The sequence below is a fragment of the Chitinophaga sp. CF118 genome (assembly GCF_900112615.1).
Classification (GTDB): domain Bacteria; phylum Bacteroidota; class Bacteroidia; order Chitinophagales; family Chitinophagaceae; genus Chitinophaga.
Genome location: NZ_FOMK01000007.1, coordinates 131984 through 157044, shown reverse-complemented (window position 1 = coordinate 157044; position 25061 = coordinate 131984). Strand labels below are relative to the sequence as shown.

Here is a 25061-nt window from a genome sequence, read left to right as displayed (position 1 = left end):
TGTTAATTAGGCTTTAGAATAATATTTTAGATTAGATCTTTATTAAACTTTACCTAAGCATCACGGTAGATAAGGTGTATTTATTGATCATTCCGCAATCGCGCGGTATCCGCACTCCTTTTTAGTTTAGATTTGAATTCTTCAAATTATAATTCAGTCTTTTTAATCTTCAGTATCACTAACTTAGAAGTCGGTGTATTACTTTTATCTGCAACACTATTCAGTGGTACCAGCGCATTTGTTTCGGGAAAATAAGTAGCTGTACATTTCTCAGGGATATTATATTCTACCACTAAGAATTTATGTACCACCCTTTCTGTTCCGCCAAACTCATTATACAGATCAACCACATCACCCGGTTTTAAACCTGCAGCAAGAATATCTTTTATGTTCATGAGGATAACTCTCCGTTCCTGGTATATACCACGGTAACGATCATCCAGCCCATAGATCGTAGTATTAAACTGATCATGACTGCGGATAGTCATCATCATAAATTCATCTGCCGCGAGGTTTTGTGTAGTAACATCTGCTATATTAAAATGTGCCTTACCACTTCGGGTATTAAACTTTCCTTCCCGTGCGCTATTAGGCAGATAAAAGCCACCAGGATGTCTTACCCGCACATTATAATTATCAAATCCTGGAATTACCTTTTCTATATCTTCCCGGATATAATCATAGTGTTTCATATAATGTGTCCAGTTAACGCGGGACCGGCTGCCCAGTGTAGCCTGCGCCAACCTGCATACAATCTCTGGTTCACTCAGCAGATGAGTGGATACAGGGTTCAGATTCCCTTTTGACATCTGAACTACTCCCATGGAGTTCTCACAGGTAACAAACTGATTTTCTCCGTTTATAACGTTCTTATCACTACGGCCAAAGCAGGGCAGGATTATCGCTTCTTTGCCATGTACCAGATGACTGCGATTCAGTTTGGTTGATACATGCACTGTCAGGTCACAATTGCGCAACGCCTGTGCAGTCACTTCTGTATCAGGGGTAGCTGACAGAAAATTCCCGCCCATCGCAAAGAATACTTTTCCTTTTCCGTCGCGCATAGCACGAATCGCAGATACGGTATCATACCCATGCTCCCGCGGAGGATTAAAACCATATATTTTTTGTATGGAATTCAATAATTGTTCTGAAGGCTTTTCGAAGATCCCCATTGTACGGTCGCCCTGTACATTGCTATGTCCGCGCACAGGACAGGTACCCGCGCCAGGTTTGCCAATACTGCCTTTCAATAAAAGCAGGTTCACTACTTCTTTGATCGTATCAACAGCATTCTTGTGCTGGGTAAGGCCCATTGCCCAGCAGGCAATGATCTTCTTTTTATTTACCAAAGCTTTTGCTGTCAGCTCAATCTGTTCTAAAGGGATACCACAATCTTCTGCTAGTTGTGATAGATCCTGCTGACGCAAATGCGAGATATAATCCTCATAACCAAGAGTATTCTCTGTTATGAAATCTTTATCGAATACAGTGCCGGGATGTTTATCTTCTTCATGCAATAATAATAGCGTCAGCGCTTTTATTAATGCCAGATCTCCATTGATCTTTACCTGCAGGAAGATATCGGTAAGATGTGTTTTAATATTAAGTATGCCCTTTACCGTTTGGGGATTCAGGAAGTTAAGTAAGCCTGTTTCATGTAAAGGATTAACAGCGATAATGGTCGCACCGTTTTCCTTAGCTTTTTGTAAGGCAGTCAGCATACGGGGATGATTAGTACCCGGATTTTGTCCCAGTATAATGATCACTTCTGCCATATACAGATCATCCAGTGTAACAGATCCTTTACCAATTCCTAATGATTCTCCCAATGCCACCCCGCTGGATTCATGACACATATTTGAGCAGTCGGGCAAATTGTTAGTGCCATATTCCCTTACAAATAACTGGTACAGGAAAGCCGCTTCATTGCTGGTTCTGCCGGAAGTATAAAAGATGGCTTCATCCGGAGATGCCAGCGCATTGAGATGTTGTGCTATTTTATCAAAGGCCGTTTCCCAACTGATGGGCAGATAATGAGTAGCCCCCGCAGGCAGGTACACCGGGTGGGCAACTCTTCCTTTTTTTCCTATCTCATAATCTGTAAGTTCTGCGAGATCAGCCACACTGTTAGCTGCAAAAAAAGAAGGATCCAGTTTTTTGCTGGTAGCTTCTTCCGCAACCGCTTTAGCCCCATTTTCACAGTATTCTCCTATGGAAGAGCGTTCGTCATCGGGATCAGGCCAGGCACAGCCTGGACAGTCAAACCCACTTTTCTGGTTCAGTTTCAGGAGTGCTTTGAGTCCCCGGACGGCATCCATTTCTTCCAGGATATGTTTTGCACCTGAAATTACAGCTGGCAAACCAGCTGCTGTAGTTTTAGGTTTACCTAGTTTTACGGATCCTGTAAATTCCTCGGGATTTTCTGCACCTGGGATGACGGATGATGTTGACATATAGGAATATTTTAAACGACTATTCTTTGTTCTCCTGTATAAATATTAAATCGCTGCTGACGAAGAAATCCCACCAAAGTAATATCCCATTCACGTGCCATTTTCACTGCCATACTGGAGGGAGCGCCTACAGCGGCAATCATTTTAATACCTGCCATAGCGGCTTTTTGAATCAGCTCAAAGCCAGCACGTCCGCTTAGTAATAAAATATAATGCTTTAAAGGGAAGAGAGACTCTTGCAGGGCGGCACCTACCAGTTTATCCACCGCATTATGCCTGCCAATATCCTCCCGCATAATTAATAAATTACCTTCATTATTGAACAATGCGGCAGCATGTAATCCACCGGTATCTTCAAAAATTGCCTGTTGCTCACGTAACAGGTCTGGTAATTGTATCAGCAATGATGCCTTACACTCAATGATCTCTTGTGTAACGTGCTTTTCTACCGGCGCATAAATAGACGTGATATCTGTTTTCCCGCAAACACCGCAGCCGGAATTTGCAAAGAAGTTACGCTGAGCCGATTGTAAAATGGGAACTACACTTTCCTGTAGGGTAACTGTTACCACATTCTCTAAATCACTATTGATCTCTGTTATATCTTGTTGGGACCGGATAATACCTTCTGTAAAAAGAAAACCGCCTGCCAGTTCTTTATCCTGTCCGGGCGTACGCATAGTTACAGTAATACTTTGCTGCTGGCGATCGTGCAATGGTCCGTGTACCAGTCTGATTTCCAATGGTTCTTCTGCTGCCAGTGCATCTTCTGTAGCAGTAATAATGGTATCCTGTACTTTTGTTATTCGGGTATAAGAAATGGCCGGATGTAACATACATAAAGTTACAAATAATAAATGGCATCAAATTTTCAGTACATTAGGTACAAATAAAAAATAGCATATATGCGCTGGCAAAACAGACGATTAAGTGATAACGTAGAAGACCGCCGTAGTGGTGGTGGAATGCGTACTTTAGGTGTTGGCGGTGGTATTGGCGGTATTATTATCGTCGTACTGGCCTTATTGTTTAACCGGAATCCCCAACAGGTGCTGCAACAGGTACAGCAGGGGAGTGGCAATACTCAACAATCTGAGCAGGTAACAGACAACAGTGATGAAAATTCCCGGTTTGCTGCTACTGTCCTTGCCGAAACTGAAGATGTATGGACAAAGCTGTTTTCCGAAATGAATAAAACATACCAGAAACCACATATGGTGTTGTTCAGAGATTTTGATCAATCTGGCTGTGGCTCCGCACAGGCTGCTATGGGACCATTTTATTGCCCGGCAGATGAGAAGGTATATCTGGATCTGTCTTTCTTTAATGAGATGGAACAGCGCTTTCACGTAGTGGGCGATTTCTCCAGGGCTTATGTAATTGCTCATGAAGTAGGGCATCATGTACAAAATCTGCTGGGAATCACTAAAAAGATGGATGCTATGCGTTCGCGGCTTAGTGAGGAGGAATATAATAAGTTGTCTGTAAGACTGGAACTCCAGGCCGATTTCCTCGCAGGGGTATGGGCACACCATGAACAAAAAATGGATGATGTACTGGAAGCCGGTGATATTGAAGAAGCACTGAGTGCAGCCAGCGCCGTTGGTGATGATAAACTGCAGAAAGCAGCCCAGGGATATGTAGTACCGGATGCTTTTACTCATGGAACTTCCGCACAACGGATGCGCTGGTTCAAGAAAGGATTTGAAAGCGGGAATATTAAAGATGGAGATACATTTAATGCAACGGATCTTTAAAAAAGATACTTCCAATTTCTACGAAGGGATCGAATAAAAAAAAACACACACAAATAAACAAAGGAGGTGACGATCTCTTAAGTAGAGAATCATCTCCATTAAGGAACCGAATAAGAAGAGATCGTATCGTACTTAAATCTCTTCTTATTCGGAAATATCCTTTAAAATGCAGCTCAATAAAAAATAGATTAAGGGAATTTGCGAGCCTTAGCCATTTGATACACGATTGATACAGTCCAATAAATATTCAAAAGCTCTTTAAAAAGCAAGCTCAGTAAAAAAATGATTAAAGGAGCAGTTTGGGAATAAGAAGAAGCCATTTGACACACGCATGATATCGTCCAATAAATATTCAAAAGCCCATACGCTTGTTAAAGTCCAACAGAATTAATACCGAATGGGTACAGCCCGCAATCCCACCTGAATCCAGGTTGAATCTTACAGACCCTTCCCTATAGCAATATTCTGATCCTGTGCCATGATTTTCAGTTGCTCTGTTGTAATGGTAATAGTATACCCTCTGTCATTGTTATTTTCTTCTTCTTCAGACAATGGTAATGTAAAATGAAAGCTGGTACCTTTTCCCACCTGGCTCATAAACCATATCTGCCCATTATTTCGTTCAATGAAATCTTTTGATAGTGGCAGGCCCAGTCCACAGCCTTTTTCATTCTGTGTTCCCCCGGTAGAATAATAAATATTGGATAATACTTTAGGCTGGTCCACTTCAGCGATACCTACTCCATTATCTTCCACAATCAGTTCTATTTTTTCAGACAGCATCAGGTAATGGATATTAATCTTCCCATGAGTTGGTGTGAATTTGATCGCATTGGTGATCAGGTTGCGCAACGCCAATCGGATCATATCAGGGTCGGCATATACCATAACAGGATGAAGGAACTGATGTGTCAATGAGATCTCTTTTTGTTTTGCCAATGATTGCAGCAATTCAAATTCCCTGTTCAGTACGGCTGTGATATCAAAGTCATCTCCATTTACCCTTATTCCTTTCATCTGACTGCTGGCCCACTGCAACAGGTTATCCATCATGGCGGAAGTATTCTTCATATCACGCCAGAGTTCATCAATGAAGAATCTGAATTGTTGGGGAGACATTTTATCATCCCTTAACAGAAATAACATTCCTTCAAGTATGGCCAGGGGAGAACGCAGATCATGCGAGATTACGGAAAATATCTTATCCTTCACCTGGCTGCTACTTTCCAGAGCAAGGTTTTGTTCCAGGATGATAATATTCTGTTGCTGTACTTTTTTATTTCGGTTATTCAACTGCAAATATAAATCCTGCTGCCGCCTGTACATGCGGAAAAGTACACTTGTTATTATGGACAAAATAAGGAAAAGCGCAACACAGAAAATCACAAAGCGCTGCTGTAATTTGATCGTGGAAAGATGTAGAAACTGTTCTTTTCTTAAGATCTCATTTTCACGTTGTTTTTTCTCAGACTCATACTGTTCTTTGGTATTGGCAATGAATTTTGTTTTCTCAACATTAAAATATTGTTCCCTTAACCGGGAAAACTCTTTATAATCTGCCATCGCAGCTATATAATTACCACGCGCAGAATCCAGTGATGCCTGATATTTATAATAAACCATTTTGTTCCTGGCATTCTGCTGATGTTCATTCAGTTTCTCCGCATCAGCAAGATTCTGGGCGGCATCTGTATACTTTTTCAGTGCGGTATTTACGTTACCGATATTCAGATAGGCTTGCGTAAGTCCTTGCAGATTATCTGATTCCCTGTAGTACTCTGCGGAAATCTCATAGTAACGAAGCGATTCCAGGTATTGCTTTTTATCAAATAAAATATGACCGATAATCTCATATGTATCAGCCAGTCCCTTATGATCGTTGAGAGACAATTTTATCTTTTCAGATTCATACAGGTAGAATAAAGCAGAATCTGGTTTATGAAGAAGCAGATAGCTGGACCCCAGGCTGTCAAGTGTCCTGGCAATTTCTGCCGGATTTCTATCGGCGCCAGGTAATTGCGCTATCAGCCTGTTAGGCAATAATACGCACAATGCAGCCAGAAGGCAATAGGTGAATACAGTTAATCGGACTATCTGCATAGAAAGTCAAGTTGTTGACACAAGCGTTCATTTAGGGGTTACCTGAAATGCTGCGATAAAAATAGGGAAAAAACGGATGCAAATTTTCCAAATTTGAAAATACCTGTTCAAACATTGTTCCACAATCTGTTATGAGAAAAAAAATGTACTATTACGGAATGAAACCTACACTTACCATAGAATATTGCCCTAAATGCGGATGGCTTATGCGTGCGGCATGGATGGCACAGGAAATGCTAACCACTTTTACTGATGACCTGCTTAGTGTATCATTACAGCCCAGTGAAGTTGGTGGAAGTTATATTGTGTCCGTAGACGGTGAGGTGCTCTTTAGCCGTAAGGAAGAAGGTCATTTTCCTGAAATAAAAGAATTGAAGCAATTGGTGAGGGATAAAGTAAACCCAGGGAAAAATCTTGGCCATTCAGATAAAAAATAGCTATTGAAATCGACTCAAAAGGGAGCAATAACACTTTTATTTACTTTTTAGCGGGTTCTATAAGAATGAACTGTATTAATAAAAGTCGTTTCTTTGCATCCCGATGAGAATGCAGAGACTAATATTTTTTACGGCCGTATTACTGATTGTTTGTCAAGGATTAGCGGCTCAGCAGGAAACTGGTAAAGCCTTGAACGATACGCTTGTTACCCGGCAGGATACCCCTGTTGTCCATAAGCGCAGTTTTTTCCCATTGCCGGTATTAGGCTATTCGCAGGAAAAAGGACTGGAAATAGGTGCAGCCATGTTGTACTCTTTTTATGCGAACCAGGATCCTGTTTTACGCAACTCTACCATTAACCTGATTCCCAGCATCACTACCGAAAAGCAGTTTAAGATAGATCTTAAAACGGATATCTGGACGGATGCCAATAACTGGCACTTCAAAAGTAACCTGCGTTACCACGATTTCCCCGTTTATTTTTATGGAATTGGCGACACTACTCATAAAGCAGATGGTACTTTGCTTGATAATATCCGGTATAAAGTACAACTGGAAGCAGAACGTCGTATAGGCGGTCATTTTTATGCAGGATTACTGCTCCAGTTTCAGCAGGATGATTATCATTCCCGGGAAACAAAAGGTATTTATCCGGGGTTAGCTCTCACTGATAAAGACGGCGGACATGTCACCTTTATTGGAGCTACCGGCATCTTCGATAACAGGGATAATCAGAATTATACCCGGTATGGTAGCCTGCTGCGTTTAAATGTGGCATATGCCCCCTCATTTCTGAGTAAACAAACATTGTGGAGAGTGGATGCACAGGCCCGGCATTTTATTCCTTTATCCCGTAAAAGCACCCTGGGCTTAAATGGTGTTTTCAACTCCCTGCAAGGCAAAACGTTACCCTTTTACCTCCTGCCCGAAATGGGTAATGACCTGATGATGCGCGGGTATTATACCGGTCGTTACCGTGATCAGAATTACCTGGCACTACAGGCAGAATACCGTTACTTCCTGGATCCACGGATCCCCATTAATATATGGTTCGTTCATATGCAGCCTAAATTTGCACTCGCTGCTTTTGGTGGTACCGGTGCCGTTTTTGCCAACCGGGATATCGGGTTATCTCATTTCAAGCCGAATTACGGACTTGGTATACGCTGGTTCTATGATGAGGGTGCCCGTCTCACTATTCGTATAGACTATGGCTGGGGTGAAAAACGTCCCGGAGAACAAAGGCAATCCGGACTTTATCTCTCTTTAGCAGAAGCGTTTTAATTATCAGGAGTGCTATCTATTCTTTTTGACTGTATCACTACTATTTATTAACTTCAGCGGAACTTTAGTTTATAACCCATAACCCAAAAATTCCGCTATGAAACGCACGCACCTATTCCCGGTGTTGTTAACTTTTGCTATTGGTTTAACAAACACCATTCAAGCTCAGACAGTTAAATCACCATCTAAATTTTATCTGAAAGTTGCCGGCGGATATTATTTCAGTGTATTCCCTGGTCAGTTTCCCAAAGTAGGTTCTTACGAGCCCCATGATGAACAAAAAGAAATCAATGGTACAACCGGTGCTACTACCATAATATCAGAGAAAGTACTCACAGGTTCTTATGGCGCTGGTGGGAGGGGAGGACTCTCCTTCGGCTGGAACCTCAACAAATACATGGCAATTGAAGCTACTTTCAACTACTATCGGAGTAACAAAAACCTGATGACAAAAGAAGTAACTACACTGGCAGGTACTTCTCAGGTTGTTGGTAAAATCGAATCGCATGGTTATGTGTCTGCGGTAGATTTTGCACCAAGCCTGGTTGTTTCGCCCGGCTTTAAAAAAGTAAATCCTTATGTACGTTTTGGTTTAGTGTTACCTCTGTGGGGCAGACTTAATATTGAGACTGATGCCAGCAAAAGCGGTTCTGCAGTAATATCCGGACAGCCCGTCGTAACTCAGACAAAGATCCATCGCGAAGAGCAGGTACATCCAAATATTACCCTCGGCTTCCAGGGCGCATTTGGTGTTGCATTCCCGGTATCTCATAAACTGGATGTTTTCGTAGAAACAGAATATCGTAACATCCCGGTGAAAAGCAAGAAAAAAGAAGTGAATACCTACGATGAGAATACCAATATTATTAATCCTTCAACCGGAGCGATAATTACTACACAACATCGTGGACTAAGTGATCTTTCCACTGCAGAAAGAGAAACAAAATATGTAAATACAATTGATCAGAGTTCTAATACACCCGTTAGTACGTCTGGAACAAAGGTTACCTACAAACATGATGATCAGCCTTCAAATGATCTAAAATCGTACATCAATATTGGTGGTTTAGGTGCTAATGCTGGCCTGCGCTGGCATTTTTAACCACAAGAGAATTGATTACCTGCAACAGTGATCCTTCCAGTGTCTTATCAGTGATATTGCCGGCAGCATCTATTTTTGTACGAACAACAGGAATAAGCAATTTACTTTCTGCTGAAATAATTGCAGACATTACAGTGAGTGTTTGTACAAGAGATGCGTTGGCTTTATCACCACCGGTTGCAAGGGGAGAGGCGCTGATCACAGCGGTTGGTTTGTCGTATAATTCTCCGGAAGATACGATCCAATCCAGCGCATTTTTCAAAACACCGGGCACACCAAAGGCGTATTCCGGAGTACAGAATAACACAGCATCTGCATTTTTCAGTTGTTCCCGCAGATCTTTTACTGTTGCGGGTGGTATGGAATCTTCGCCATCCAGTTCCGGACTGAAATAAGGCAGTTTATCCAGCCCTTCGTACAATGCAATTTTTATATCAGCCGGTGCTAATGCAGCACTGGCTTTTATTATATTGGTATTGGAAGATGTATTTCTCAAACTTCCTGAAATAGCGAGTATATGCGTAATCATTAACTTACAGTTTTGTATATAATCAGAAGCCTGCTTACTTGATCAGTAACATTGCAGATATAATAACTCAGGCAGGCTGTTTTTTAGGATTAGCTTTAACCGGCGGTAATAAATCATATGGCCTGTTAAATGCTTCCTGAGAAACTTTAAAATGAGCTGATAAAGTACGGATCACATCTTTGGACAATCCTTTTTTGTAATGAAGAATATCGGAAAGATATCCTTTGCTGATGCTGAGGATTTCTGCAAGGCTGGTGGCATTCATTTCATGATCCTGCATGAGTGACTGCAGCAATTTTATAGGATCAAGATCCATGAGTGTATTATGTTCTTCATCCCATGTTTCAATGAGTAAAGTGAGCAGCTCGATCTCATCTTTGATGATGCTGTTTTTAGGCTTGGTATCAGTGAGCTCCTCAAGTTTTTTACAGTATGCTTTATACTGATTTTTGCCTTTGATAACTTTGTATTTTAAACCATCCATATCAATAAGTATTAGTTAAATACTGTTGTTTACTTTTACATAATTCATTGTAGGAGGCATGTGTGCCTATCCAGCAAATGTATAGATGCACCTGAGTATCGCCAAAGGAATACTTACATAACATTCTATAATTATTGCCACCCACATTAAAAATAACTCTGTTCGAACCATTCCCTAAAAGATCTGCACTTCTGAAAGTTTGCTTGATATCTGATGGGTTTTCCCAGTTTGCAAATTTTATTTTAGTTTTCCATTCTTCAAATGAACTTCGACTATTTGGATATAAATTAACAAACGACTCTATACTGGGCTTTTTTACTAAGTGTATTTTCATAACAAATATGGGACTTTTTATTCAGTTCTCCAAAAGAGAACAATTATTTTTTACAACAGCTGTAAATTATTTTTTCTTCCCTAATAATGCGCTGTTCATTTTGTTCATTTTAAAATCTGCAGCATGTATATTTGTAATGAGTAATTTGTTTGAATCATGAATCTGTTGCGTATATTAAGTATCCGAAAATTTCAATTGCAAAGAATAGCCATGCAGAATTATGAATATGTAGTTTATAGGATTGTATCCGGAAGTTTCAAGAAGTAAACATATTGATTCCGTTTCTTGTAAAATCGTATAGATTAAGTATCTGAAAATTGTAAAGAATAATCAGTCAGAATCGTGAATGTATTGCTTGTAGAATAGCACAAATCAGGAACGAAAATTTCTGTTATACAGCCTTGAAATTTATGCTCACTGAACAGATATTTCAGTCGGGTATTCGTACCTTATGGTCCATAGCAGTTTAGCCCTTAAGATCTTCCCAGGGTTAAACTATGATTTCTTCAAGCCTTTCCCAGCCTGTATTTCTCCTTTCCTTTTATTCTCATAATTTATATTATGTTAAATAGAGTATAAGCCCAATCCCTCCGTTCTCTGCATTATACTTATTCCTTTCTTCGGTTAACAGATACCCACAGCCTGTGCCATTAAAACTCCTAATGACCTATTCTGTATGTTGTTATTAATTTCTGTATCTTCATTAACAACTTAATGCGTTTTCAATTATAGTTATCCCGGAACTTTCCTACACCGTTACACCTCCGTTTATTATTGTTAAATCTCAAAATAAATCACATGAATTCAATTCTAATGGCTGCTGCATTCATAATGCTGTGCATTGCCGGTCTGTCATTATCAGGTTGCCAAAAGAACCCTGGCATACCTCCCTGTAGTCCTGTTTGTCAGATCTCGGAAATTAAAGGTAATCTTGAAAACGAGGGTGGTTATCTGGACTCATTAGCTATCGTTTATAATAATAAGAACAATCCTGTAAGTATGACCAGAAATAATGTTGGCAACACCTGGCCTAATTATTTTTTCCTATATGATCACAAAGGACGAATGACGGATTTTTATGGTGTTTATCCAAATCCACTTCTTGAAAATGCTTTTGATACCTGGCACCGTTTTTATTATGACTCCAAAAACAGGGTCATTATTGACACTACTTACGAATTTGGTATCGTAGGGCCAGGTCCTAAGCCCATTCCCCGCAACAATCGCCCTAATCTTTCTGTGCGTAATATTTCTACCTATACATATGACAACCAGAACCGGATTATTAAAACAACATACACTCAGGACAGAGATACTGTCTTTATGATAAAGCTGTTTAGTTATAATCATTCCGGCAATCTTGTAAAGATTGAAGAGCAATTCCTCGGTACAAGTAACATTATCACATTTGGCGCTTATGATAATAAGATAAATTATCATCGCACCAATAGTATCTGGCAATTCCTGGACCAGGATTACAGCATGAATAATTTATTACCCATAGCTGCTTATAATAGTTATAATCTTCCTACATTATTACTGGATAGTGAACCTGGTGATTACAGAGTTTTAGCCGGATTAGGTTTCAGGCATGCAAAAATTGAATATTCCTGTGAAATAATAAAACAAGGCATACCCCCTCTTATCAAGTAATAATCAATAAAAATATTTGCAGTTATGAAGCTTATTTAAAGCCCTTAAGGCAGACAGAACAGGACAGTTATCTGGTTGTTTTCCCATATTTTCAGATACATATTTTTCAATAAACAACCGATAAATTCCTGTTATGAAATTTTTTAACCCTTACGTTATAAGGCACAGCCTTACAATTGCCGCATTTCTATTATTTCAACTTCAAACAAAAGCTCAAACCCTGGCTTTCCCGGGAGCAAACGGTTTTGGCCGTTTTGCTGTGGGTGCCCGTGGTGCTGCTAATCCCGAAGTGTATATCGTTAACAACCTGAACGACACCGGTCCTGGTTCTTTCAGAGATGCTGTAAGTCAGCCAGGGAGATTTATTGTATTCTCTGTTGGTGGTATCATCAGGCTACAATCGGCTGTAGCTGTAGCGGCAAACATCACTATAGCCGGACAAACAGCTCCCGGTGATGGAATTGTGCTATTCAACAAAAGAGTCACATTTACAAATTCTAACAACACCATTTGCCGCTTTTTGCGTATCCGGCTGGGCGCTACCGGTAATTCAGGACAGGATGCCTGTGGCCTTGCCAATGGCGCTAATATGATCTTTGATCATTTGTCTGTTAGCTGGGGTATGGATGAGGTTTTTTCTATCAATTGGGATAGCAAAAATACCTCGCCGGATAATATCACAATTCAGAACTCTATTATCGGTCAGGCGCTTCACCGGGAGAATCACTCTGCTGGCGGCCTTATTCAAACACCAGACGGTGGAAAAGTAAGCCTCATAAGAAACCTTTATATCAGCAATAAAACACGTAACCCTAAAGTAAAAGGTGTAAATGAATTTGTAAATAATGTTGTATACGACTGGGGCAATGGAAACCGCCTGGGCGATATTCTGAACTATGGCTGGTCTGGCGATGCCTATATTATGGGTGGTTCTGCTGGTATTTCTGAAGTGAATATTATCAACAATTATTTCGTTGGCGGTCCTCTGACACCTCCTTCCAAAACCACTCCTTTTTCTCGTGGAACCGGTACTTTTTACCTATATGGTGCAGGTAATTATTTTGATAATAATCAGGACGGAATATTGAACGGCGCACTTGTGCCATATGATACTATCGGATATCCTGGTATCGGTACAACTGGTTTTAAACAACAGCCCTTCCCCTATCCCATGGCAGCTCCGCTGCTTTCCGCCGCACAAGCCTATCAATGGGTTATTGATAGCGTAGGTGCCTGTTATCCCAGAAGAGATGAAGTTGACAGCTTGTTGGCCAACGAAGTTAATTCCAGAGGAGTAAAAGGTTGGTATGTGTACCGGGAAACTGACCTGCCATTTTCAAATGGTGGTCTGGGTGAAATATATGGTGCGCCAGCGCCTGCAGACACGGATGCTGATGGTATGCCAGATGCATGGGAAGATGCGCATGGACTGAACAAAAATAACAAACAGGATGCCGTGTTGTATAGTACTACATTTCCGGCGTACATGAATATAGAAGTTTATATCAACTCGCTGACTTCCGTAGTGCCTTCTGCTTTTATACAACCAAATATTATAGCACAAAATATTACTGGTGGTAGCAAAGATATCAACCTGAGTATCTACCCTAACCCGGCATCTCAGCAAGTTGCCATCCAGTTTGGTTTCAAAGATGCCGGAAAGTTTCAAGTTGAACTGTATGATATGCAGGGCAAGTCTATTAAAATGATTGGTAGCGGACAAACAGCAGGTAATACTAATCATTCATTTAACCTGAATGTTAGTCAATATGTAAGCGGGACTTACATGATAAGGATTACAACCGGGAAATTGATAAGAACTGAGCGACTGGTAATATCCGGTAACTAAACATAAATAGAATTCCAATTAAATAATCAGCTAGTGTGATGATTTCTAAGTTTATAAACCATAGAAAAAATTGCAAGGCAAAATAATTACATCAGAACTTACAAATCGTTATACTAGTTGATTCAATAAACCAATCCCACCTGAATCCAATGTGGCCTCAGTACTGCAGGAATTATTTGAACGGATGCATATTTATTACAGTGTCATTCCTGTAATAGGTACCCAGTTGTGGAGTACCATTTTCATTATAGGTAATAGTTGGCCCATGTTTTTTCCCGCCTTTATAAAATTGAACTGCCGCTACTTTTTTGGTATAGCTGTATACTTTTACATAAGAATAAGTAGTATCATCCGTATTTACATACGTTTCTGTTTTAAGAAAAACGCCGCCTCCCCCCTGCTCTGTCTGAGTCAGTTTATAGTTGACGGTATCCTCTAATGAATAGAGATCTTTATTATGGGATGATGAGCTATTGCAGGCAGATAAGGTGGCAAGAATTAATGAAAGAGTAACTAATTGGAATTGCATACAATGTTTTTGTAATGGCAATCTATCAACATTTTTTGAAAGTTGGCTGATGCCATTGGGAAAATTAATTATTAACGGCGTATTAACTAATTCCTGAAGTGATTGAACTATTTTGCATGAGTGTGTGTTAGTAGTAAGGATACAAAATAACTATCTGACGTCTGATATTTACAACTTAGAACTGTTTATGATTCCGTCATCAATACTATCGCCCTTATCATGGTATCAGCAACTCTTTAGGGATCCGTTCACTTTTAAAATGAAATGCGACAGTGCAAAGGCGCTCACTATTGTATTGATGCTATGTCTCCATGCCAGACATTCATGATACAGACAATTACATTTGAATAAAAACAATATGAACATTTAGAATACAGACTTTTAATTAATATAAATAGGGACATTACGATTTTATCACCTGAATGTTTTTAAATTGCAAGTGTAAATTCAAGACCCCAAAATCTGATCAAGGACAAACACTAGCTAACTATTATCTGAAACTGGGAAGCACCGATGGTACCGTATCCGGCAAACTGGGAACTTGCCGTAATTCCATAGATGTATGTTCCATAGACGTAAATTTCCGGGCATGAACCTACTACAACTAATTGTTACTTCTGGCTGCAGTAACATGACGGATGAAGACCAAAAGCGTAATGTACGCAGAGTAAACTTTGTCTGTGCCATTACAGCATTAATGTCAATTTTATTTGGCATGTTTTGTTATATCCTTACCGGCGAAATCCGTATTTACCTGCCATTTATTATTTTAACATGCTTAATACTGATTATTTATCTGTACGTGAAAAAAGCAGAACTGCTTCAGAGGCAGGAAATGAAACTGCTGGAAAACAAGTTATATGCAGCAGAAAAACATAATGAAGAATTACAATGCCTGGCAGAACAACTGGAAAGGGCAACCAATGCCAAAAGTGTTTTTGTTCGTGAAACCAGCCATGAAATCCGTACGCCGTTAAATGCCATTTTTGGGATCAGCCAGTTACTGCAGCTGAAAGTAGAACAGCATAAATCCCTGGCCCCTATCCGTATGCTCGCAGATCATTTATATGCAGCCAGCTACAACACAAAAGAGATCATCAATAATATCCTTGAATTCTCAAAAATAGAAGCCGGAAAACTGGATAAACCTGAGATGTGCAACCTGGATATAAGGGAATGGATTAGGGAAACGGTGAATATGCACCAGTATGTGGCAGCGATAAAAAATGTAAAGATTAAATACACGATAGATAATGAAATTCCGGGACAGATAACCGGCGATAGAATATTACTGACTAAAACAATTAATAACCTCCTCTCCAACGCTATTAAATTTACTTCGAAGGAAAGCACCGTGACCCTGCGGGTGTTCACCAGCGATAATAAATGGTATATCCAGGTCACCGATCAGGGAGCTGGTATACCGGAAAATAAACTCCGTACTATTTTTGATGCATTCTTTACTGAGCGGAATATCTTCCTGGAAGGCACTGGCCTGGGATTACATATTACCCATAAACTAGTGGAAAGCTTACAGGGTGAAATAGAAGTGTCAAGTATCATCGGGAAAGGAACTACTTTCACAGTGATGCTTCCCCTGGTAATTAGCAGGGATACTAATCATACGGAAGTGGACAATGAAGACCTTTGCGCGAATCTGAACGATACTACGATCCTGATTGTGGAAGATGATAAAATGAGCCAGTTGGTACTGTCAAGGTTCCTGTGCGGACTGGGATGCCGGATAATGCTGGCAGAAGATGGTCTTGAAGGATTATTGCTGGCGAAAGCTTCAAGGCCTGATATCATCATCCTGGATTCTCACATCCCCGGCATGAGTGGAAAGGAAATGCTGACCTACATCCGCGAAGATGCTATGCTGAAAAATATTCCAGTCATCATTGCCAGCGGAGATCCATTCAAGGAAGCCAGCGAAGAATTGTTAAAGGCTGGTGCAAATGAATATCTGATCAAACCTATAGAATTCAAAAGACTGCACATTACACTAAGCAAATACCTGCAGGGAATTGCCCATTCATAAGTCGCATTATCAAAACTCTACCCATGCCACACAGGCTTTCTTTTCTTCTCCTTTACGGGTGATCATAAGTGTTGCATATATACCTTTTTCCGATTGATAATCGGAAGCTCCAAGCATACAATAATAACCTTTAAATGTTTCCGGTGTGCCAAACAGGAAAAGGCGTTCCTGGGTTGAATCATTGCAACGGTAACATACAATATTCGCTTCTGTAAGATATCTCATTGGCTTTTTATCCTGATAAGTACCTCCCGGATCAAGATACTGAAGATAATCGTTGAAGAGGATATAAGTGCCATGAGGTGTAGGTAAATACTCGAAAGAGAGATATGGGGTTGTATTTAGTGCCTGGATCCTGTTACGGAAAATCCACTGCCCTTTCTGCTTGCGTTGCAGGTATAAAGGTTCATATATACCATTGGCTACCTGCATTTTCGGAAGGGCATAACCGGATTGTTCCACACCTGCAGTATCTAAATGACTGATACCAATATCATTCATATTGGTATGCATCCTGTTCCATGCATTCGGACTATTCCCCGATGCAAATTCACTCATATTCTCAAGGAGTACCGTTGCACTGCCATCTGTATCTGGAAGAAGCAATTGTGGTTGTCCTGAGTATGCAGTGGTATATTTCATTTTCTCCTGGGCATAAGCGGAAATCTTATCCGTTGTAACTGGCTGCATATGCAGTAACTGTAAGGTACCTGCATCCAGATAATTCATATAGGTGGCCAGTCCGGTTAATTTACCATTTTTGATCATTGTGGTTAGCAACAACTGTAAACGTTGTGTGGCCGGTACGTACCGGATAGACGCATGCAGATCTGAAAAATTGGCGGTATAAGGTAACAATTGGTGAGTAAAAGTATTGTCGCCGGTTTTAATTTCAGATATAAGTACACAACTGGCGGTATCCTTGCTGCTTTTACGGTTACTCAGTGCGGCAGTTGCAATATATACACGCTCTTTGCCCTGTACGGTCATATCTAGAAAAGAGAAATAGGAAAAAGTTTCTTCAGGCAGATAATAAGCGGTTTGCTGTATCAACTGATGCTCAGGTGAGAATAGTGAAACCTGTATTCTTTCTTTGGAATTTTCATTCCGCTGCAGTTCTCCACCAGCAAATGATGCTAAAGCATAATAACCGCTATGAGGATCTTTGGCAGTATAAAAATCATGAGAGGCAAAGTTATTCTGTACAAATACATCGCGGTGTAATACTGTCGGCAGTTCTCCCAGTTTATCCTCTCTTACCAGTTGCCCATTTTTACCATCCAGCACTAACCGGAACATACAGGGTTTATATTTAACCAGCTGCTGCAGGAAAATCACTACCTGTCCGTTAATATTATAAATGCCATCTATTTCTGTGTCGTTAATATTTCCGGCATCCCATAGTTTTCCCGTAACCGTTTCATTTGCAGATACTTCCCGCTGCTGATTATACAGCGTTATCTGGATGCCCAGCTTCTTGTCAAAGTGCAGGTAACAGGTATTGCCATTATCGAGTAAGAGTATTTTTTCAAAGCCCTCTCCTGGTTCGGGAAAAGTCTGACTAAGCTGGACTTTAGGTAGCTGGGCAAATATATGAGTAGAAAACAGGACAAACAGGCAGGCGGCTGGCCAGAAATATTTCATAGGTTATCTTATCGTTCAGGGGATAAAAGTATAAATATTTTTTAAAATGTATGCAATACGGAGTCAATTACTAACCCCTTATCCCTTTTTCCTTTGTCGTTTTAAGCCTTTTCTTATATTTATGGCCATTTCCAAACAAACGTGCAATGAAAGTCAACAAAGTTGTTTTATTATCGAGCCTATGCTGTTTGTTCTACATTAGTGAAACTGTAGCACAAACTACCCCAAAGTATGATCAGCATGAGGCATTTTCCCCCTTATTCTATCCCACTAATGGTAATGAATACCGTAGCGCTGGTGGGGCACCTGGACATAAATACTGGCAGAACCATGCAGACTATACTATCAAAGTTAGTCTGGATACGGCCAAACATCGTGTAAGCGGATCTACACTAATCAAGTATAAAAATAACAGCCCGGACAGTCTTTCTTTCCTCTGGCTGCAGCTTGATCAGAACATCTATAGAGCTGATTCCCGTGGTACTGCTACTTCATTTGTGAATGGTGGCCGTTTTGCTACAAGTAAATTTACTGATGGCAGTGAAATCAAGTCCGTAAGTGTTATCAGCGACGGAAAAGCCGTTCCTGTAAAATATAGTATCAACGATACCCGTATGCAGATCTTACTGTCACAGCCATTAAAATCCGGTGGCGGTGCTTTGCAGATCAAAATAGATTATGCTTTCAATGTTCCTCAGGAAGGTACTGACCGTATGGGCCGTTTGCTCACCCGTAACGGATGGGTATACGAAATAGCGCAGTGGTACCCCCGCATGGAAGTATATGATGATATCCTGGGCTGGAACTCTATCCCTTATCAGGGGGCTGCTGAGTTTTACCTGGAATATGGCGACTTCGATTACTCAATTACTGCTCCTGCCGATATGGTAATAGTAGGTTCCGGGCAGCTGCAAAATGCGGCACAGGTACTCACATCTACAGAACAACAACGCCTGGCCAAAGCACGTAACAGTGAGAAAACGGTCATAATTAAAGATAGCAGTGAAGTTATTTTCGGTACCCGCCGCAGAGGAAATCTCACCTGGCATTTTACCTGTAAAAATGCACGCGATGTTTCCTGGGCTGCCTCTAAGGCATTCATATGGGATGCCGCCAGGATCAATCTGCCAAGTGGTAAAAAAGCCCTGGCACAGTCCGTATATCCTGTAGAAAGCGTAGCTGCTTCCAATGGATGGCAGCGATCTACTGAATTTGTAAAAGGATGTATTGAGATTTACTCCAAACAATGGTTTGAATATACTTATCCGGTTGCTACCAATGTGGCTGGTATTGTGGGTGGGATGGAATACCCCGGTATCGTATTCTGCTCTTTCAGAAGCACTGGTGCTGGCTTATGGGGCGTAACTGATCACGAATTCGGACATAACTGGTTCCCGATGATTGTGGGTTCCAACGAACGTAAATACGCCTGGATGGATGAAGGTTTCAACACATTCATTAATCATGGTTCCGGTAAGGCATTTAATAAGGGCGAGTTTGACCAGAAAATGGTGGCGCAGAACATGGGCCGTGCTATCTATGGAGCAGATCCTATTGTGAGTACTCCTGATGTAATCCAGAGCAGTTACCTGGGCATAGCAGCTTACTTCAAACCTGCTATGGGACTGGAAATTCTGCGGGATCATATCCTGGGTAAAGAACGTTTTGAACTGGCATTCCGCACCTATATCAAACGTTGGGCGTTTAAACATCCTACTCCCTGGGATTTTTTCCGCACTATGGAAAACGTAGCTGGTGAAGATCTTAGCTGGTTCTGGCGTGGCTGGTTCCTGAACAACTGGAAACTGGATCAGGCAATTAAAAGCGTGAAATACGTAGACAATGATGTAGCAAAAGGTTCGCTGATTACTGTTGAAAATCTGGAACAAATGGCATTGCCACTGGTAGTAGCTTTAACAGACAGTAAAGGTAATATAGATACAGTAAGACTGCCGGCTGAAATATGGCAACGTGGTAGTACCTGGACCTTCAGGCATAATTCTACTTCCAGGCTCACCAAAGTAGTGATCGATCCGGAAAAAGATTTTCCTGATGTTGATCTGTCTAATAATGTATGGAATGGTGATGTTAAGAAGATCCCTGCCGGTCTTACTGCCACTGAGGTAGTTAACAGGTATTTAAGAGCAATTGGTGGTGTTGATAAACTGAAAGCATTGAAAGACCTGACAATGACTGCTTCCGGTTCCATACAAGGCACTGAAATCCAGATGACCAGGAAATTTAAAGCACCCGATAAATTCCTGCTGGATGTATACATTCCTTCTATGACTACACATGCCAGCAAAGTGCTGATCATTGGAGATAGCGTAAAAGCTGTGCAGATGGGTAATCCTGTTCCAATGGATGAAGCAACGGCGAAACATATGAAATCTAACATGAACATCATACCTGAACTGTTGTATCAGACTGATGGGTCTACCCTGGAACTCTCTCCGGAAGTAATCGTAAATGACGACTCCAGCGAGTCTTATCAGTTGACTATCACCTCTGCTGACGGACAAACAAATGTGCAGTATTATGATGTTAAAACAGGATTCCGTGTTAAAACAGAAAGCCGTAATGGAGATCAGGTGACTTCAGTCATAGAAACCAGCGATTACAGAGATGTAAACGGAATCAAATTCCCGTACGCCATCAAGAACTTCATAAGTGGTCAGGAACTTAATTTTAAGGTGGATGAGATCAAGGTGAACAGCGGCCTTGGCGATGAGGCATTTAAATAGATAAAGTAAATAAATTATATTTTGAAAGGGGGCTAACAACTAATGTTAGTCCCCTTTTTCGTTTTGTAATCGGCTGTAGCTCCCGTTCCTATTGACAAATAAACTTGTCATGAATGGGGAAGTAATAATTTATTAATGCTGAATTTAGTTGATTATCAATATATTTAAAAAGTATATTAATTTTCTGCTAGGTTATGTTTAAATTTATTTTATATATTTAATGGTACTGTTGTGCGGGAATAGCCAAAAAACCCTCCCGCACGCGCAAATTGGATTTCCCTGGAAGAATCAGATTGGTAATAGATTGTCAACCTAAACTTAGAGTAAGAAGAATAAATTTTAATCATATATAATAATTCCTGCTATCATGAAAGTATCAGCTATCAGCTTTCCGAGCGTTTTTGAAACGGCGTATGGCAACACTGAAAATTCTGCGAAAGACCTGTTGAATGGTTTAAAGATCAAAAAAGATGAAAACTGGTATATCGCTGGGAACCTTGCCAGACGTGGAGGCATTAATCCCGGTCGTATTACAAATGCAACTCCACAGGAGGACGATTATGAAATTCTGTTCAAAGCAGCGATGGTAAATGTGCTGGATAAAGTACAGCAACCATTATCACTCACTATGGGATTTCCATTTTCTACCTATAATATTTACAAAAGTGCCGCTGAACAGTTCCTCACCAAGCGGCATTTCCTGATAGAATACGATACCCACACATTTAACAATAAAGGCACTATCAAGAAAGGGATGCTTGATATTGAGCGGTTCGAAGTAATCCCGGAAATAGTAGGTGGTATCATCGGTTTAAAGAAAACGATCAATGATTCCAAGCTGGATAATTTCATTGCCGTAAGTTTTGGCTTTGGTACCATTGAAGGTGGTATGGCTACTGCCGATGGTTTAATAAACCGTACCTGCTTCAGCTCCCACGGTATCAAGTATGCAATTAATAACCTTGCACGCGAACTGAACAAACAATATTATCTGGACATGAAAAATGAACATCAGCTGGATGATGCTTTCATGAAAGGATCTATCTTCACAAACCGTAAACGTATAGACCTGAAGGATATGCGTAAGGCATTACTCACGCATTATTATAAAGAAGTAGTATCTCCGCTGATGCGTAACTATTTTACAGATCAGGATTATGAAAATTGCAGCAAAATCTACCTAATGGGTGGTGGCGCTCATTATAAAGAGCTCACAGATTGTTTCATCGAAGAATTCAGGGATTTTATTCCAGTAGAAGTTGCGCCCGATCCGGAAAATCTGGTAAGTGCAGGTTATCTGTATAACTCACTGCGGATTTCTGATGACAAGCACCTGCGTAGTGTAGGGCTTGATCTTGGCAATGCCACCTCTATTATCTCTGTTTTTGAAGAAGGAACCCTATCTGTTGGCCCAAATCTATGATGTGTCTGCTTTAATTGAAATATTTAGAAAAGCCTTCCGGAAGGGAATGTTCCTTATTCCGGAAGAAGTATCCGTACAGGGTACCATTGAATCTCCTATTCCCGGTCGTATAGACGGGAATGTGCGTGGTGACGTGAATACCATGGGTATGCTCATCATTGGTAAAAGCGGGAACATTCGTGGAAATATACATGCTACAAACCTCATTGCATACGGAAGAGTATTCGGAGATGTCTTTGTAACCAATAAAGCCGTTATCAGTAACAAGGCTTATATCAAAGGAGATATTACGGCATTGATTCTCGAAGTGGAAGAGGAAGCTATTATTGAAGGCGCGATTCGTAAAAATGTTTCAGACCCGGATACCATTATACCTCCTGATCCTGAAAGCGAAATCAATAAAACCAATCCTCCTCCTCCTGATGAGAAAGCGACTACCTGGTTTTAAATTCTTTTTAAATGCCGTCTCTTCAAAGAGATGGCATTTTTCATTTTATCTGCCCCAGATATAAACTGTTCGTACATAACATACTGTTTTCCGCTTTAAATGCCAGGTATGTTTCTATTACTACTCCTATTCCCCAATCAGCCGGTAATTGTAGCACATCAGTTCCTATGCTCCTTTTAGCACCACATATTGTATAGACTGCTTCTTTTAATAAGGGAGCGTAAGCGAGTAACATTACATGATCATTACTATGAGCATAACTTAGGTCTGGCGTCCATGTAAATTTGAGGTAATTGCCCGCTGATATTACGGAAGCATTAATTCCCTGTGTGCTCATGGAGCCTTCTGTAAATCTTGCTTTTGAATAATCTATTGTGAAGTCCGGATATTGACCTGCAATCGAAAATTTATGTTGGTAAGAAGAGGCTAAACAATATGCCGTTTGGGCTTTACCTGTGGCTACATGTGCAAAGCCAGCGTTTACGAATTCTGTAATTGGATGTAGCAGATTGTTGATCATTCTTATTCTTTGCTGTTGTATCAGCTGTTTTTCTGTAGGTGGCTTGTTGCTTTTTCCGCGGCGGGAACGGAGAATGAATTGACCTCTGAGCATATAGCCGTCAACGGGACCTAACACGCCCGTTATGCCTCCCAAAATGCCATTTTTTAAACGTGCCATTTAATCGGTATTGATGGGTGAAAAACAAGGTATAATTGCAGTCCTAATTTAATGAATATTGTAATGCCAGAGAAGATGTTTTTTATGTCCTGTTTAGCTATAACAGGTCATTAGATTGGAGGTAAGAAGGGGTTAAGAAGGGGTTAGTTTGACTCGAGTCAAACTAACCCCTTCTTAACCCCTTCTTACCTCCCGCTTAAACTTTCTCATTTTCCTTATTTAAGCACGAATGTAATCTTAGCTGGGGATTCGATGGCAGGAGATATTATTTTGCAGGCTACCATCAATGTGCCTGACTGTTTTATAGGGTTAGTTGACGTGGAAAACCTGATGAATTTAATTCTCTGCTAGAGCAGGCGATTACAAAGCACAAAATTATAATGGAATAAAATTCAGGTAATAGGGTTGTTCGATGAACGAGATCTATATCCGGACATTTTTTTTTGTAATTAAATTTATTATTTCCTTACATTCGTAATACGAAATCAGAATTAAAAAAAAATGGAGCAGGCTTGGTGATCAACATCATGGCTGCTTTTTTGTTACCCAATCATTTCATATTCTCCCCTGTTAAAAATTAGGTATTAATTTGTTAATCATTCATTTAATCAAATGGAAAAAGATGTTATGGGCCTGAAGCAGGCTAATAAATATGACCGGATTGTAAAAGAAAATATGGAATCTGTATTGCCTGTTTTTATGAAGGGAGTATTGAATTTAGATATTTCTGAAAGCAGGGAAATCCCTGATGATCTGCAGTACACAAAGGAAAGGAAGCCAGATGTACTTAAGAGAATAACAGACCGGAATAACCGTACGTTTATCTGCCATATAGAATGGCAGTCTCAGAATGATAAAAATATGGCATATCGCATGGCGGAATATGCTGTGATGTTGTATCGTAAATACCGCATACCAGTAAAGCAATATGTTATTTTCATGGGGCAGGATGCTGTCACTATGAAAACGACTATTAAGCATAAAAATTTAAGATTCTGGTATAAGATAATTCCGTTGAAAGAAATTGATTATAAATTTTTTCTGCAATCAGAAGATCCTGAAGTAAAAGTATTTGCAATTTTAGCTAACTTCGGAAATGATGATATAGAGACGGCTTTAGACAGAATTTTGAATGAGATCAGAACCGCTTCTGATGGGAGTTTAGCTGAAGATAAGCATAATAATCAGCTGCGTGTCTTAGTGCAATTACGTAATGACAATGTTAAACTTAAATTTAAACATATGATATCAACAAGAACATTTTTCAAGGTAAAAGATGATGCTTTTTATCAGATAGGCAAAGAGGATGGAATAGTAGAAGGGAAAGAGGAAGGTAAGGCGGAAGGTGAGGCTGCAAAACAAGCGCAAACAGCTGTCAGGATGAAAGAACTTGGATGTGATACGGAATTAATTTCTAAAGTGTTAAATATTCCTATTGCTGAAGTAGAGCAACTAATAGAGCCTCTACAAATGGGAATTTAGCTGAAGAGAAGCATAATAATCAGCTGCGTGTCTTATATATTTTACAAAAGACCCATCAATTGACAGATCTTTTGTTTTAATAGCA

Annotated in this window: 20 protein-coding genes; 11 read left to right on the top strand and 9 right to left on the bottom strand. The window is 40.3% G+C overall.

Features of this window, described 5'->3' with window-relative positions; translation table 11 throughout:
• Positions 1–146: 146 nt before the first annotated feature.
• Both BM176_RS23825 and fdhD read right to left on the bottom strand, forming a co-directional pair.
• A complete protein-coding gene (locus BM176_RS23825) occupies positions 147–2456 on the bottom strand; it encodes an FdhF/YdeP family oxidoreductase (RefSeq protein ID WP_090106849.1) in 2310 nt (769 codons plus the stop codon).
• A gap of 11 nt (positions 2457–2467) precedes the next feature.
• Entirely contained in the window at positions 2468–3292 is an 825-nt protein-coding gene (gene fdhD, locus BM176_RS23820) for a formate dehydrogenase accessory sulfurtransferase FdhD (RefSeq protein ID WP_090106848.1), read from the bottom strand.
• Positions 3293–3361: 69 nt separating this feature from the next.
• Between fdhD and BM176_RS23815 the strand changes: the two genes are divergently transcribed.
• Entirely contained in the window at positions 3362–4213 is an 852-nt protein-coding gene (locus BM176_RS23815) for a KPN_02809 family neutral zinc metallopeptidase (protein WP_090106847.1), read from the top strand.
• A gap of 438 nt (positions 4214–4651) precedes the next feature.
• Here BM176_RS23815 and BM176_RS23810 read toward each other — a convergent pair whose 3' ends face one another.
• Entirely contained in the window at positions 4652–6313 is a 1662-nt protein-coding gene (locus BM176_RS23810) for a sensor histidine kinase (protein ID WP_090106846.1), read from the bottom strand.
• Between the two features lie 158 nt (positions 6314–6471).
• Here BM176_RS23810 and BM176_RS23805 point away from each other — a divergent pair, with 158 nt between their 5' ends.
• From BM176_RS23805 to BM176_RS23795, 3 genes are all read left to right on the top strand, one after another.
• Positions 6472–6750 (top strand): Rdx family protein, encoded by a 279-nt coding sequence (locus tag BM176_RS23805; RefSeq protein WP_090106939.1) that lies wholly within the window; start codon positions 6472–6474, stop codon positions 6748–6750.
• 109 nt (positions 6751–6859) lie between these two features.
• Positions 6860–8035, top strand: coding sequence for a BamA/TamA family outer membrane protein (locus tag BM176_RS23800; protein WP_090106845.1), 1176 nt, complete (start codon positions 6860–6862; stop codon positions 8033–8035).
• Between the two features lie 97 nt (positions 8036–8132).
• On the top strand, positions 8133–9137 hold the full coding sequence (locus BM176_RS23795; protein ID WP_090106844.1) for an outer membrane beta-barrel protein: 1005 nt from the start codon (positions 8133–8135) through the stop codon (positions 9135–9137).
• On the opposite strand, the gene BM176_RS23790 is transcribed toward BM176_RS23795, so the two are convergent.
• From BM176_RS23790 to BM176_RS23780, 3 genes are all read right to left on the bottom strand, one after another.
• Positions 9109–9666 (bottom strand): NADPH-dependent FMN reductase, encoded by a 558-nt coding sequence (locus BM176_RS23790; RefSeq protein ID WP_090106843.1) that lies wholly within the window; start codon positions 9664–9666, stop codon positions 9109–9111. The genes BM176_RS23795 and BM176_RS23790 overlap by 29 nt on opposite strands.
• Positions 9667–9733: 67 nt before the next feature.
• Positions 9734–10150 (bottom strand): helix-turn-helix domain-containing protein, encoded by a 417-nt coding sequence (locus BM176_RS23785; protein WP_090106842.1) that lies wholly within the window; start codon positions 10148–10150, stop codon positions 9734–9736.
• A gap of 1 nt (position 10151) precedes the next feature.
• On the bottom strand, positions 10152–10484 hold the full coding sequence (locus BM176_RS23780; RefSeq protein WP_090106841.1) for a type II toxin-antitoxin system HigB family toxin: 333 nt from the start codon (positions 10482–10484) through the stop codon (positions 10152–10154).
• 798 nt (positions 10485–11282) lie between these two features.
• Here BM176_RS23780 and BM176_RS23775 point away from each other — a divergent pair.
• Positions 11283–12137: a hypothetical protein gene (locus BM176_RS23775; RefSeq protein ID WP_090106840.1), complete on the top strand. Its 855-nt coding sequence runs from the start codon at positions 11283–11285 to the stop codon at positions 12135–12137.
• A 133-nt stretch (positions 12138–12270) separates the two neighbouring features.
• Positions 12271–13986: a T9SS type A sorting domain-containing protein gene (locus BM176_RS23770; protein ID WP_090106839.1), complete on the top strand. Its 1716-nt coding sequence runs from the start codon at positions 12271–12273 to the stop codon at positions 13984–13986.
• Positions 13987–14158: 172 nt separating this feature from the next.
• On the opposite strand, the gene BM176_RS23765 is transcribed toward BM176_RS23770, so the two are convergent.
• Positions 14159–14515: a toxin-antitoxin system YwqK family antitoxin gene (locus tag BM176_RS23765; protein WP_090106838.1), complete on the bottom strand. Its 357-nt coding sequence runs from the start codon at positions 14513–14515 to the stop codon at positions 14159–14161.
• A gap of 589 nt (positions 14516–15104) precedes the next feature.
• Between BM176_RS23765 and BM176_RS23760 the strand changes: the two genes are divergently transcribed.
• Positions 15105–16556 carry an ATP-binding protein gene (locus BM176_RS23760; protein ID WP_177230520.1) on the top strand — a complete coding sequence of 484 codons (1452 nt, stop codon included), beginning with the start codon at positions 15105–15107 and terminating at the stop codon, positions 16554–16556.
• 9 nt (positions 16557–16565) lie between these two features.
• Here BM176_RS23760 and BM176_RS23755 read toward each other — a convergent pair whose 3' ends face one another.
• A complete protein-coding gene (locus tag BM176_RS23755; protein ID WP_090106836.1) occupies positions 16566–18200 on the bottom strand; it encodes a hypothetical protein in 1635 nt (544 codons plus the stop codon).
• A gap of 146 nt (positions 18201–18346) precedes the next feature.
• Between BM176_RS23755 and BM176_RS23750 the strand changes: the two genes are divergently transcribed.
• The 3 genes from BM176_RS23750 (at position 18347) to BM176_RS23740 (ending at position 22815) form a co-directional block, all read left to right on the top strand.
• Positions 18347–20944 (top strand): M1 family metallopeptidase, encoded by a 2598-nt coding sequence (locus tag BM176_RS23750; protein WP_177230519.1) that lies wholly within the window; start codon positions 18347–18349, stop codon positions 20942–20944.
• Between the two features lie 367 nt (positions 20945–21311).
• Positions 21312–22367, top strand: coding sequence for a ParM/StbA family protein (locus BM176_RS23745; RefSeq protein ID WP_090106835.1), 1056 nt, complete (start codon positions 21312–21314; stop codon positions 22365–22367).
• Between the two features lies 1 nt (position 22368).
• Positions 22369–22815, top strand: coding sequence for a bactofilin family protein (locus tag BM176_RS23740; protein ID WP_177230518.1), 447 nt, complete (start codon positions 22369–22371; stop codon positions 22813–22815).
• Positions 22816–22855: 40 nt separating this feature from the next.
• Here the strand turns inward: BM176_RS23740 and BM176_RS23735 are convergent, their stop codons facing one another.
• Positions 22856–23494 carry a DUF6266 family protein gene (locus tag BM176_RS23735; protein ID WP_090106833.1) on the bottom strand — a complete coding sequence of 213 codons (639 nt, stop codon included), beginning with the start codon at positions 23492–23494 and terminating at the stop codon, positions 22856–22858.
• 612 nt (positions 23495–24106) lie between these two features.
• On the opposite strand from BM176_RS23735, the gene BM176_RS23730 reads away from it, so the two are divergent.
• Entirely contained in the window at positions 24107–24976 is an 870-nt protein-coding gene (locus tag BM176_RS23730) for an RpnC/YadD family protein (RefSeq protein ID WP_090106832.1), read from the top strand.
• Positions 24977–25061: the final 85 nt, after the last annotated feature.